Here is a 13,122-nt window from a genome sequence, read left to right on the forward strand (position 1 = left end):
GTAGGGCGGTATCGGAACGGCGGCTCCTTTTGCGAGTTGATATGGCTTGGACAACAGGAGGACGAGACATGAGAAGCTTTTTCCTGGCCTCGATGATGGCGTTGGCCGCTTCGGCTTCCGTCATTGCGCCGACGCAGGCCGCGAGCGTCACCATCCAGTCCGGCGACGAGCCCCAGTATTCGCCCGACGACGACTATGACAATGGCGAGGTCGTCGTGCGCCGCCATCACGATCGCCAGCGTTATATCGACAATCGCTATAACGACGACGAGGACAGCGATGTTCGTTACAGCGACCGCGAATACCGCCGCTACCATCGTCACCACCGCTGCCACATCGAGTTGGTGAAACACTGGCGCCACCATCACAGGGTGATCGAAGAGGTTCGTGTCTGCACCTGACCCGAGGATCGCTGAAGTGCATCTGCGTGGCCTGATTGCAATGCGGTAAGCTGCGGCCACGCCCCTTCTGCTGCACTGGCTATGCCGCATTGCACAATTCCGCGACCTTGCCCACAATGCGGGGCATGGTCCTATCCTCCCTAGCCGTCCTGGTGATCGACGAAAACCGTATCCGCGCCTCGATCATCGAGGCGGGACTGCGCGAGGCCGGCCATCAGCGGGTGACCGTCGTCCATGACGTGGCGGGCATTGCGCGCCGCATCGCCGAGATCGAACCCGACGTGATTGTCATCGACCTCGAAAACCCCAACCGCGACATGCTGGAGAACATGTTCCAGCTGTCGCGCGCGGTGAAGCGCCCGATCGCCATGTTCGTCGACCGTTCCGACAAGGCCTCTATCGAGGCCGCGGTCGATGCCGGCGTGTCCGCCTATGTCGTCGATGGCCTCAGACAGGAACGCGTGAAGCCGATCCTCGACATGGCCGTCAGCCGCTTCAACGCCTTTTCGCGCATGGCACGCGAACTGGAGGAAGCGCGCAGCGAACTCGAGAACCGCAAGGTCATCGACCGCGCCAAGGGGATATTGATGAAATCGCGGGGTCTGAGCGAAGACGCGGCCTACACGCTGCTGCGCAAGACGGCGATGAACCAGAACCGCAAGATCAGCGACATCGCCCATAGCCTGGTGACGACAGCCGGGCTGCTCGGGCCGCTGGAGGATGAATGAGCATGACAGCTGCGCATCAGATCACCGCCGGCTTCATGCCCCTGTTCGACAGCGCCGTGCTGGTCGCGGCCGGCGAAATGGGCTTTGCCGCGCGCGAAGGCGTCGATCTCGTCCTCCACCGCGAAACCTCCTGGGCCAACATCCGCGACCGCATCGCCATTGGCCATTTCGACCTTGCCCATATGCTTGGGCCGATGCCGCTCGCCTGCAACCTCGGGCTCACGCCGCTGGCATCCGAGACGATCGTGCCCTATTCGCTCGGCCTCGGCGGCAATTGCGTCACCATCTCCAACGCCGTCTGGGAAGGCATGGCGGCGCACGGCGCCGTATCGGATCTCGATCCGGCCCGCGCCGGCGCGGCGCTCGGCGCGTTTATCCGCGAACGCGCGGCGGCCGGCCGCGACCCGCTGCGCTTTGCCGTCGTGCATCCGCATTCCGGGCACAATTACGAACTGCGCTATTGGCTCGCCGCCTGCGGCATCGACCCCGACGGTGAGATCGAGATCGTCATCGTGCCGCCGCCCTTCATGGCCGACGCGCTGGCCGCCGGCCGCATCGACGGCTATTGCGTCGGCGAGCCCTGGAACAGCGCCTCCGTCTCGGCCGGCACCGGCCATATCGTCACCGTCAAGGCGCTGCTGTGGCGCAACAGCCCCGAAAAGGTAATCGGCGCGCGCAAGGCTTGGGCCGAAGCGCAGCCGGAGGCGCTGGCGGCGCTGCTCAGGGCATTGCACCACTCCGCCCGCTGGTGCCAGGACCCGGCCAATCGAGGCGAACTGGCGGCATTGATGGCGCAGCCCGGCTTCCTGGGCCAGTCCACCGAGATCCAGATGCCGGTCCTGACCGGACATCTCCGCCTCGGCAGCGGCGCCGAGCGGAACGTCGAGGACTTCTTCGTTCCGTTCGACAAGGCGGCGAACTTTCCCTGGAAGAGCCATGCGCTGTGGTTCTACACCCAGATGGTGCGCTGGGGCGATATCGCGCACACGCCTGAAAACCTCGCCGTCGCCCGCGACTGCTACCGGCCCGACCTCTATCGGGCGGCGCTGAAGCCGCTCGGCGTGGCGCTGCCGGGCGCCAATGCCAAGGTCGAGGGGGCGTTGAAGATCGCAACGCCCGTCGGCTCGGCCGGGGCAAGCCTGGTGCTCGGCCCCGACGGTTTCTTCGACGGCCGCATCTTCGATCCGGACCAGATCGACGCTTATATCGGGGCGCAGCGGCCAGGGTGATCATTTCCGCGCCGTTCTTGTGCATTGCACAAAATTTATGCGGACTGATCGCATAGCTGACCAATGTTTGGCCTTGTCACCTGGTGGCCGGATCTGCCCGTGAATCGGCTATTCAGCTGAATTCATTCGAAATTCCTTTCTAAGGCGAGACTGGCACGGTTCCTGCATTGAAATAACCAGACCCTTAGTGGGTCACGGAACAGGCGTCCAATGGCGGGCGCCCACAGGCAAAGCTGCCGCTCAGGTCAAGACGCGATCCGGATTCCCGGACGCGAAGACCTGGCCGGCGGCTTTTTTGTTTGGCCGAACACGCAATCGACGGTGCTGGTCCCAGGCAGCGCCCAACCGGAGACGACGATGACGAAACGGATCGGAACTGGAACAACCCTCAAGGATTTCACGCGCCGCGATTTTGTCGCCAGCAGCGCGCTGGCGGCGGCGCTGTTCGTCGCAGCGAAGATGTTGTTCCCGGTTGGCGCCGTGGCCGAGGGCAAAGGTGCCCAAGTGAACGCGCCAAGCTCGCCGCGCTGATGCCGCGCCGCTGACCATCGATCAAGAAAACACGCGCGGTGCTTCTCCATCGCAAACCGGAGCCTGACATGACCGCAATCCTCCCAGCCGCGCCCAGCCAGGACAATGCCCCCCGGCAGGCGCTCCTGATGTCCACCATCGCGTTCACAGTCTGCTTTGCGGTGTGGACGATCTTTTCCATCATCGGCGTGCGCATAAAGCAGGAACTTGGGCTGAACGAGACGGAGTTCGGCCTGCTCGTCGGCACGCCGATCCTCACCGGCTCCCTCGTGCGCATGGTGCTCGGCGTCTGGACCGACCGCTATGGCGGACGGCTGGTTTACACCGCCACCATGCTCGCTGCGGCGGTAGCGACCTTCCTGCTCGGTTTTGCGCACACTTACGGACAGATGCTGATCGCTGCACTCGGCGTCGGGCTTGCCGGCGGCTCCTTCGCCGTTGGCGTCGCCTATGTCTCGCGCTTCTTCCCGGCGGGCAGGCAGGGCACGGCGCTCGGCATCTTCGGTGTCGGCAATGTCGGCGCCGCTGTCACCAAATTCCTGGCGCCTTTCGTGCTTCTCGCCTGGGGCTGGCAATCGGTCGCGCTGATCTGGGCGGCAGCACTCGTCATCATGGCCGCCATCTTCTGGTTCACGACCGGCGACGATCCCGTGATTCGCGAGCGCCGCGCCGGCAAGACCACGCCTGCGAGGAGCTTCTGGCAGGAATTCGCGCCGCTGAAGAACCCGCAGGTCTGGCGCTTCGCCTTCTACTACTTCTTCTCCTTCGGTGCGTTCGTGGCGCTGTCGCTGTGGCTGCCGCGCTACCTGATCGGCGTTTACGGCTTCGGGCTGGCGACCGCCGGCATGATCGGCGCGGCTTATTCGATTCCCGCGAGCATCTTCCGCGCCTATGGCGGAGTGCTTTCCGACCGCGTCGGCGCTCGTACCGTACTCTACTGGACCTTCTCCGTTTGTGCCGTCGCGACCTTGGTGCTGTCTCTCCCCTCGGCAGACTATGTGGTGCGCGGCATCAGCGGGCCGATCGCCTTCCATTTCGAGATCGGCCCGCTCGCCTTCATCGCCGTCGCCTGCGTGCTCGGCTTCTTCATGAGCCTCGGCAAGGCCGCCGTCTACAAACATATCCCGGCTTACTATCCGCAGAGCGTCGGGGCCGTTGGCGGCGTCGTGGGCATGATCGGCGGCCTTGGCGGCTTCATCCTGCCGATCGCCTTTGGCGCGCTGAACGATCTCACCGGCGTCTGGTCGAGTTGCTTCATGCTGCTCTTCGTCCTCGTCGTCGCCTGCTTTGCCTGGATGCATGTCAGCGTCAGGCGGATGGGGCGGGCCGCATCAACCAAGGCGTCGACCCTTTCCTATGCTGCAGAGTGACACCGGAGCGGATTAGGAACATGACCCAAAAACTCGTCATCATCGGCAACGGCATGGCCCCCGGGCGCATGCTGGAGCACCTGCTGGAACAGGCGCCGGACCGCTACAGCGTCACCATCTTCAACGCCGAACCGCGCGTCAATTACGACCGCATCATGCTGTCGCCGGTCCTCTCGGGCGAGAAGGCCTACGAAGAAATCATCATCCATGGCGACGGCTGGTACATCGCCAACAACATCACCCTCTACAAGGGCCACAAGATCGTCGCCATCGACCGCGCAACGAAGACCGTCACGTCGGACCACGGCGTCACCGAACCCTACGATAAGCTTGTCATCGCCACCGGCTCGGTGCCGTTCATCATCCCGGTGCCCGGCCACAACCTGCCCGGCGTTCTCACCTATCGCGACCTCGACGACGTCCAGGCGATGATGCTCGCGGCCCAGTCGCGCGCCAAGGCTGTGGTCATCGGCGGCGGACTGCTCGGACTGGAAGCAGCAGCGGGCCTCAACGCGCAAGGCATGGACGTCACCGTGCTGCATGTCATGCCGACGCTGATGGAGCGCCAGCTCGATCCGGCGGCAGGCTATCTGTTACAGCGCGCCGTCGAGCAGCGCGGGATCAAGGTTGTCACCAAGGCCAATACAAAGGCGATCACGGGCAACGGCAAGGTCGAGCAGGTCGAACTCGTCGACGGCACCGTCATCCCCGCGACGCTGGTGGTGATGGCCGTCGGTATCCGGCCGAACGCAGCGCTGGCGAAGGAGGCGGGCATCGCCGTCAACAGAGGCATCGTCGTCGATGCCGGCATGCGCAGCAACGACCCGGACATCTACGCGCTCGGCGAATGCGCCGAGGTGAACGGCCAGATCTATGGGCTGGTCGCCCCCCTATACGAGATGGCCCGCGTCGCCGCCCGCCAACTCGCCGGCGACGAGGCGGCCGGTTTTGTCCACATGGACACGCCGACCAAGCTCAAGGTCACCGGCATCGACCTGTTCTCGCTCGGCGACTTCGCAGAGGGCGAGGACCGCCAGGAGATCGTGCTGCGCGACGCGGCGGCCGGCGTCTACAAGCGCCTCGTGCTCAAGGACGACCGCATCATCGGCACCGTGCTCTACGGCGAGACCGCGGACGGCGCCTGGTTCAACGACCTCAAGAAGAAGCAAACAGACATATCGCAAATGCGCGATACGTTGATCTTCGGCCAGTCCTACCAGGGGGGTGCCCCACTGGACCCTATGGCGGCCGTTGCAGCCTTGCCGGATGATGCGGAAATCTGCGGCTGCAACGGCGTCTGCAAGGGCAAGATCACGGGCGCGATCGCGGCCAAGGGGCTGACTTCGCTCGACGACGTGCGCGCGCACACCAAGGCGTCGGCCTCCTGCGGCTCCTGCACCGGGCTGGTCGAAAAACTTATGGTGCTGACCATCGGCGACAAGTACAACCCGGCCGCCGTACAGCCCATGTGCTCCTGCACGACGCTCGGCCATGACGAGGTGCGCCGGCTGATCAAGGCCAAGGCGCTGAAGACCATTCCCGCGATCATGCAGGAACTGGAATGGAAAACCTCCTGCGGCTGCGCCAAATGCCGGCCGGCACTCAACTATTATCTCGTCTGCGACTGGCCGGACGAATACGCGGACGACTACCAGTCACGCTTCATCAACGAGCGCGTCCACGCCAACATCCAGAAGGACGGCACCTATTCGGTGGTGCCGCGCATGTGGGGCGGCGTCACCAATGCCGCCGAACTGCGCGCCATCGCCGATGTCGTCGATAAGTTCGATATCCCGATGGTCAAGGTCACCGGCGGCCAGCGCATCGACATGCTGGGCATCCGCAAGGAAGACCTGCCAGCGGTGTGGGCCGACCTCGGCCAGGCCGGCTTCGTCTCCGGCTACGCCTATGCCAAGGGTCTGCGCACGGTGAAGACCTGCGTCGGTTCCGACTGGTGCCGCTTCGGCACGCAGGATTCCACCGGTCTCGGCATCCGCATCGAGAAATTCATGTGGGGCTCGTGGACGCCGGCCAAGGTCAAGATGGCGGTTTCGGGTTGTCCGAGGAACTGCGCCGAGGCGACCTGCAAAGACGTCGGCGTCATCTGCGTCGACAGTGGCTACGAGATCCACTTCGCGGGTGCGGCAGGCCTCGACATCAAGGGCACCGAAGTGCTTGGCCTGGTCAAGACCGAGGACGAAGCGCTGGAGCATATCGTGGCGCTGACGCAGATGTACCGCGAGCAGGCCCGCTATCTCGAACGCATCTACAAATGGGCCAAGCGCGTCGGCATCGCCGAGATCAAGCGCCAGATCATGGACGATGGCGACAAGCGCAAGGCCTTCTACGACCGCTTCGTCTTTTCCCAGAAATTCGCCCAGGTCGATCCGTGGTCGGAACGCGTGTCAGGCAAGGACAAGCACGAGTTCCGGCCGATGGCCTCGGTCGGGTTCGCGGAGGCGGCGGAGTGATGGAGATGTTCGCGCGAGCCACCCTCTGTCCCGCCGGCCATCTCCCCCTCAAGGGGGGAGATTGGATGCCACAACGGCCTTTGCCAATCGCCAACTTCGCAGAACGGACGCCATCAGCAAAACTGCCGATCTCCCCCCTCGAGGGGGAGATGTCCGGCAGGACAGAGGGGGGCGCCTGGGCGCATTCGTATCAAGTAAAGGCGACCCAATGACCTGGACACCGATCGGCTCCCTGTCCGACATCCCCCGCCGGGGCGCGCGCTGTGTTGCCACGCCGCAGGGCAAGATCGCTATCTTCCGCACCGCCGAGGACCAGGTCTTCGCCATCGACGATCATTGCCCGCACAGAGGCGGGCCGCTGAGCCAGGGCATCGTGCATGGCGCGGCGGTCACCTGCCCCCTGCACAGTTGGGTCATCTCGCTGGAGACCGGCAAGGCGCTCGGCGCCGACGAGGGCGCGGTGCGCACCATTCCGGTGAAGATCGAGGGCGAGCGTTTGTTCATCGCGCTCGAAGCGCTGGCAAGCCGCGCGGCCTGACCCATGCAGATTGGCGAAGCACGCGAGGTGAGGACCACTTGCCCCTATTGCGGGGTAGGCTGCGGCGTGCTGGCGAAGGTCGCCGCGGACGGGCAGGTGTCGGTCCGCGGCGACCCCGATCATCCCGCGAATTTCGGCCGGCTCTGCTCCAAGGGCTCTGCTCTTGCCGAGACCATAGGTCTTGACGGCAGGCTGCTCCATCCTGAGATCCACGGCCGCCGCGCCTCCTGGGACGAGGCACTCGATCTTGTCGCGTCGACCTTCTCGCAAACCATTGCCGAACATGGGCCGGATGCGGTCGCCTTATATGTCTCCGGCCAGTTGCTGACCGAGGACTATTATCTCGCCAACAAATTGATGAAGGGGTTCATCGGCTCGGCCAATATCGACACCAATTCGCGCCTCTGCATGGCCTCCTCGGTCGCCGGCCATCGCCGCGCCTTCGGCTCCGACACGGTGCCCGGAACCTACGAGGATCTGGAGCTTGCCGATCTCATCGTGCTGGTCGGCTCGAATCTCGCCTGGTGCCATCCCGTGCTCTACCAGCGCATAGCTGCCGCGCGTGAGAAGCGCTCGGAGATGAAAATCGTGCTGGTGGACCCGCGCCGCACCATGACATCCGATATCGCCGACATGCACCTGGCGATCGCGCCCGATGGCGACGTCGCCCTGTTCACCGGCCTGCTCGCTTGGCTCGGCCAGCACAATGCGCTCGACCGCGCCTACATCACGGCGCACACGACCGGCTTCGGACAAGCCCTTTTCGCCGCCTCGGCACTCGACCTTGCCGGCATCGCTGCCGCCACGGGCCTGAGCGAGGACGAGCTCGCCCGCTTCTACGGCCTGTTCGCCGCGACCGGCAAGACTGTCACGGTCTACAGCCAGGGCGTGAACCAGTCGTCGTCCGGCACCGACAAGGTCAACGCCATCATCAATTGCCACCTCGCCACCGGTCGCATCGGCAGGCCCGGCGCCGGGCCGTTCTCGGTCACCGGCCAGCCCAACGCCATGGGCGGACGCGAGGTCGGCGGCATGGCCAACATGCTGGCCGCCCACATGGAGATTGAAAATCCCGGGCATCGAGAACGCGTGAAGCGCTTCTGGAATGCACCTGACATCGTGCAAAAGCCCGGTCTGAAAGCGGTCGACATGTTCCGGGCGGTCGCCGACGGGCGGATCAAGGCGCTGTGGATCCTCGCCACCAATCCTGTCGATTCGATGCCCGATGCCGACGCCGTCGAAGCAGCGATCAAGGCCTGCCCGTTTGTGGTGGTGTCGGACGTGCAGGCCGACACAGACACGGTGCGCCATGCCCATGTCCGGCTGCCGGCCACCGCCTGGGGCGAGAAGGACGGCACCGTCACCAATTCCGAGCGTCGCATCTCACGCCAGCGCCCGTTCCTGGCGGCACCTGGCGAGGCCCGGCCGGATTGGTGGATCATTGCGGAAGTGGCGCGGCGGATGGGTTTTGGCGAAGCGTTCGCGCATGCGTCCCCGGCGGAGGTTTTTGGCGAGCATGCCGCGCTGTCGGGATTTGAAAACGACGGTGGGCGCGATTTCGACATTGGGGTTTATGCCGGCCTCGATGGGGAGGAATACGACGCGCTGGCGCCTTTCCAATGGCCAGCACAGAGCCCGGCCACCCCCCTCTGGCCTGCCGGCCATCTCCCCCTCAAGGGGGGAGATTGGATGCCACGACGGCCTTCGCCAATCGCCGATATCTCAGGACGAGCGCCGTCGACAAAACTGCCGATCTCCCCCCTAGAGGGGGAGATGTCCGGCAGGACAGAGGGGGGCGCCTGGGCTCGACATCTCTCGGAGGGGAACGTTCAAGCTGAGCCCCAACCGGAGAACGATAAAGCAGGGCCACCGAACACCCGCTTCTTCGCCGACGGCAATTTCTACACGCCCGACCGCAAGGCGCGCTTCATCGCCGTCCGCCCTGTCACGGAAACCCGCACGGACGAGAAATTCCCCCTCATCCTCAACACCGGCCGTGTCCGCGACCATTGGCACACCATGACGCGCACCGGCAAAAGCCCGCGTCTGTCGCAGCACATGGCCGAACCCTTCGTCGAGATCCATCCCGACGACGCCGCGCGATACGGCATCGGCGACGCCGACATCGCGCGCGTTTCCAGCCCGCGCGGCGCCGTGCTCGTGCGCGCGCTGATCACGTCCCGCCAGCGCCGGGGCAGCATCTTCGCGCCGATGCACTGGACGGACCAGTTCACCGCCAAGGGCCGGCTCGACACGCTCACCGCGCCGCTCACCGACCCGGTTTCCGGCCAGCCGGCACTGAAGCACGTCGCGGTGCACATCGAGAAATTCGCCGCGATGGCGTTCGGCTTCGCCGTGACCCGACAAAGGCCCGAAGCGGTCGCCGGCGACTATTGGGCCGTGGCCCGCTGCAGGGATGGCTGGCGGGTCGAGCTCGCCTTTGCAGACGACAAAATCGACTGGACGACTTTTGCCCAATCCCTGTTCGGCGCCTCGACCGATGCCGAAATACTCGCCTATCACGACCGCGATGCCGGCCAGCATCGCATCGCCGCCTTCGATGGCGTACAGCTCGCGGGCGCCCTGTTCGTCGCTCCCGGCCCGGTCGCCGTGTCGCGCGGATGGGCAACGCAGCAGCTCGAAGAGGCCCATGCCAGCCAACGCGAGCGCTTCCGCATCGTCGCCGGCCGCGCCGGTGCCGAACGGCGCGATGCCGGCGCGACCGTCTGCTCCTGTTTCAACGTCGGGATCAACCAGATCACGGCGGCGGTGGCTTCCGGCTGCACGAACGTGGAAGCCATCGGCGCCGCGCTGAAGGCAGGCACCAATTGCGGCTCCTGCCGCTCTGAGATCCGCGCCATCATCCAGGCACATCGCGTTCAGGCGGCCGAGTAGGCGGCAGAACCCGCCATCGGCGGCCTCCCGATGCGTATGCGCCGGCGGACCCCGCGTCAGCCCATCATAGCCGGGCGGCAGGACGACACCCGGGGCGTAGCTGCGGTTGTCCAGATCGCTAAGCGCGCCGTACTTGCCGCCGTGTGGGTTGCCGCCGACGTCTCGCCGCCATCATTGGCTACAGAACTGGACTTTAGTCCGAGCTGTCTCATCTGGACACAAAAGCGCAAGGCTGAAAATGTCTTAATGCATGTCGCCCAAAAGTAACCTCGGTTTTGGGAGGACGACATGCACGGAAAAAGCCAAAAGCGCGTCGCATGAATCCGCTTCGACGCGACCCGCTCTTGGAGCGCAGTAAGCTTGGCCAACCAGAAGGAGGCGGATGCTGGACATCGAGGACATAGCCGCTCATCCGGATCTGCACCGCCACGTCCAGGAGCAGTCGCTGGCGCTGATCCACATCTACGAAGCCAGCCCGCGGCTTGCTTCCATATTCGCCACGCAGCAGCGCTGGCTGATGGGCCATGTCGGCCTTGCCATGCATTTCAGGCGCGACCCGGGCGACCGTCGCACCGCGTTGACGGTGTCGCGCTTCATCGAGTTCGTGCATCAGCACAAGGTCGCCAGCCGCAACACCGCCGACGCTTTCATCAAGGAGATGCTGAATTACCGCATCGCCGAATACGTCGCGGGCGGAGACGGGCGCACCCACCCGTTGCAGCCGACAGCGGACACGGTGCGGACATTCACCGGATGGGTGCACGCACATCTAAGCACCCTTGACCGACTCGACGGCGCGGACCGGCTGGCGAAATACCTGGAGCGGCCCGATATGCTCGCCGCCCTGCAGCCCCTCGTGGCCGACGGCCTGCTTTCGTCCAAACCGGTGCGCGAACCCAACCAGACCTTTTCCCTGTTCATCTGGCTCAACAATGGCGGCATCGTCATGGATCGGCTCATGTCCGGCATCGACCCCGACCATGCCGGCCTAGATCGGATTCCGACCAGCGTGGTCTCGGTGGCGGAATTCGCCAGTTGGCTCAAACTGTCGCGCACCCACCTCGCCCGAAAACTACGCGATGCCGAGGCGCTCGGCAGCATCGGCTGGCTGGGCCAGCGCGGCAATTCCGTGATGTGGGTCTCGCACCGCTTCTTTCAGGAATACATGACCGTCCAGGCCGCCAAGCTGGCCATCGTGGATGCCGCCTTCGCAGCATGCTTTTCCACCGACCTCTGAGAGACTCGCCGCTGCCCAGGCTATGAAGGCGGTCCGTGCCGCTGCGTATCCTCGAAACAAAAAAGCCGCCTCGGCGGCGGGACGTCAGCACCATACGAAGAATGACAGCATAACTGCCCTCAGCAGTGAACCTCAGGCCGCAGAACGGCCCGGGTGCGCAAGGTCACCCGAGCCGGAACCCGCAATGTCACTCGATGTCGAAGGAGACACCCTGGGCGAGCGGCAGCGCCTTGGAATAGTTCACCGTGTTGGTGGCGCGGCGCATATAGGCTTTCCACGCATCGGAGCCGCTCTCGCGGCCGCCGCCGGTTTCCTTTTCACCACCGAAGGCGCCGCCGATCTCGGCGCCCGACGTGCCGATATTGACATTGGCGATGCCGCAGTCCGAGCCGTCGACGCCGAGAAAGCGCTCGGACTCCTGCAGGTCGCGGGTGAAGATCGACGACGACAGCCCCGCTCCCACCGCATTGTGCTCGTCAAGCACGGCGTCGAAATCGGAATACTTCATCACATAGAGGATCGGCGCGAACGTCTCTTCGGTCACCGGCGACACTTGGCTGGGCATTTCGACTAGCGCCGGATGCACGTAGTAGGCGTCCGGATGGCCATTCTCGACCCGCGTGCCGCCGGTCACCTTGCCGCCGTGGGCGGACGCTTCCTGCAGCGCCTTCCGCATGGCTTCGTAGGCTGCCTTGTCGATCAGCGGCCCAACGAGCGCCGACGTCTCCAGCGGATTGCCGACAGAGACGCTCTGATAGGCCTTCTTCAGCCGCGGTACCAAGGCGTCGTAGACGCTGTCATGCACGAACAGGCGCCTCAGCGTCGTGCAGCGCTGGCCCGCCGTGCCCATCGCGCCAAAGGCAATCGCGCGCAACGCCATGTCGAGATCGGCGGTCGGGCAGACGATGCCGGCATTGTTGCCGCCGAGCTCCAGCACCGCGCGTGCAAAACGCTTGGCCAGGCGCGGGCCGACGTCGCGGCCCATGCGGGTCGAGCCGGTGGCGGAGACCAGCGGCACCTTGGGATGATCCACCAGAATCTCGCCGACGGCGCGGTCGCCGATCAGCACCGACGCGAGCCCTTCCGGCGCATCAGTGCCGAAGCGCTTGACGGCGCGCTTGAAGATCGCCTCGCAGGCAAGCGCCGTCAGCGGCGTTTTTTCGGAAGGCTTCCATACCACCGCGTCGCCGCAGACCAGCGCGAGCGCCGCATTCCACGACCACACCGCGACTGGGAAGTTGAAGGCGGAGATGACGCCGACCACGCCGAGCGGATGCCAGGTTTCCATCATGCGGTGTCCTGGGCGCTCGGTGGCGATGGTCAGTCCGTACAATTGCCTGGAAAGACCGACGGCGAAGTCGCAGATGTCGATCATCTCCTGCACTTCGCCGAGCCCTTCCGAGGGGATTTTGCCGACCTCGATCGACACCAGCCGGCCAAGTTCGGCCTTGTGCGCGCGCAATTCCTCGCCGAGCAGCCGCACCAGCTCGCCGCGCTTCGGGCCCGGTACCAGCCGCCAGGCCTGAAACGCCTTGTGCGCGGCATCGATGGTCCTGGCCGCATCGGTCGGCGAGATCGTGCTCAATGCCGCGATCTGCTCGCCCGTGACCGGGCTGCGCACGATCAGGTCGCCGCCGACAAGCGCCTCCTTGGCAACACCCAGTTTCGCCAGCAGCTCGGCGGTTTCCTTCGCTATCGTCATGTCTGTCCCTTTCAGATCCC

General features: G+C 64.9%; 10 protein-coding genes. 9 read left to right on the forward strand and 1 reads right to left on the reverse strand.

Annotated features, from left to right (window positions below; genetic code table 11):
* Window positions 1-68: 68 nt before the first annotated feature.
* The 9 genes from FJ443_RS21510 (at window position 69) to FJ443_RS21550 (ending at window position 11,400) form a co-directional block, all read left to right on the forward strand.
* Window positions 69-401 (forward strand): hypothetical protein, encoded by a 333-nt coding sequence (locus tag FJ443_RS21510; RefSeq protein WP_140496173.1) that lies wholly within the window; start codon window positions 69-71, stop codon window positions 399-401.
* A gap of 125 nt (window positions 402-526) precedes the next feature.
* The gene (locus FJ443_RS21515; protein WP_140665783.1) at window positions 527-1,129 is read left to right on the forward strand and encodes an ANTAR domain-containing response regulator; all 603 of its coding nucleotides are present in this window, start codon (window positions 527-529) and stop codon (window positions 1,127-1,129) included.
* A 2-nt stretch (window positions 1,130-1,131) separates the two neighbouring features.
* The gene (locus tag FJ443_RS21520) at window positions 1,132-2,358 is read left to right on the forward strand and encodes a CmpA/NrtA family ABC transporter substrate-binding protein (RefSeq protein ID WP_181169826.1); all 1,227 of its coding nucleotides are present in this window, start codon (window positions 1,132-1,134) and stop codon (window positions 2,356-2,358) included.
* A 210-nt stretch (window positions 2,359-2,568) separates the two neighbouring features.
* The gene (locus FJ443_RS21525) at window positions 2,569-2,889 is read left to right on the forward strand and encodes a hypothetical protein (RefSeq protein WP_140496176.1); all 321 of its coding nucleotides are present in this window, start codon (window positions 2,569-2,571) and stop codon (window positions 2,887-2,889) included.
* Window positions 2,890-2,957: 68 nt separating this feature from the next.
* The gene (locus FJ443_RS21530) at window positions 2,958-4,259 is read left to right on the forward strand and encodes a nitrate/nitrite transporter (RefSeq protein WP_140566293.1); all 1,302 of its coding nucleotides are present in this window, start codon (window positions 2,958-2,960) and stop codon (window positions 4,257-4,259) included.
* A gap of 20 nt (window positions 4,260-4,279) precedes the next feature.
* Window positions 4,280-6,730 carry a nitrite reductase large subunit NirB gene (nirB, locus tag FJ443_RS21535; RefSeq protein ID WP_140665789.1) on the forward strand — a complete coding sequence of 817 codons (2,451 nt, stop codon included), beginning with the start codon at window positions 4,280-4,282 and terminating at the stop codon, window positions 6,728-6,730.
* A 208-nt stretch (window positions 6,731-6,938) separates the two neighbouring features.
* Window positions 6,939-7,268, forward strand: a complete 330-nt coding sequence (gene nirD, locus FJ443_RS21540; RefSeq protein WP_140496179.1) for a nitrite reductase small subunit NirD — start codon at window positions 6,939-6,941, stop codon at window positions 7,266-7,268.
* A 3-nt stretch (window positions 7,269-7,271) separates the two neighbouring features.
* On the forward strand, window positions 7,272-10,163 hold the full coding sequence (locus tag FJ443_RS21545; protein WP_140665792.1) for a nitrate reductase: 2,892 nt from the start codon (window positions 7,272-7,274) through the stop codon (window positions 10,161-10,163).
* Between the two features lie 382 nt (window positions 10,164-10,545).
* A complete protein-coding gene (locus tag FJ443_RS21550) occupies window positions 10,546-11,400 on the forward strand; it encodes a hypothetical protein (RefSeq protein WP_140632611.1) in 855 nt (284 codons plus the stop codon).
* A gap of 187 nt (window positions 11,401-11,587) precedes the next feature.
* Here the strand turns inward: FJ443_RS21550 and FJ443_RS21555 are convergent, their stop codons facing one another.
* A complete protein-coding gene (locus FJ443_RS21555; RefSeq protein ID WP_140522295.1) occupies window positions 11,588-13,102 on the reverse strand; it encodes an aldehyde dehydrogenase family protein in 1,515 nt (504 codons plus the stop codon).
* Window positions 13,103-13,122: the final 20 nt, after the last annotated feature.

The sequence above is a fragment of the Mesorhizobium sp. B2-6-1 genome (assembly GCF_006440475.1).
Taxonomy (GTDB): domain Bacteria; phylum Pseudomonadota; class Alphaproteobacteria; order Rhizobiales; family Rhizobiaceae; genus Mesorhizobium.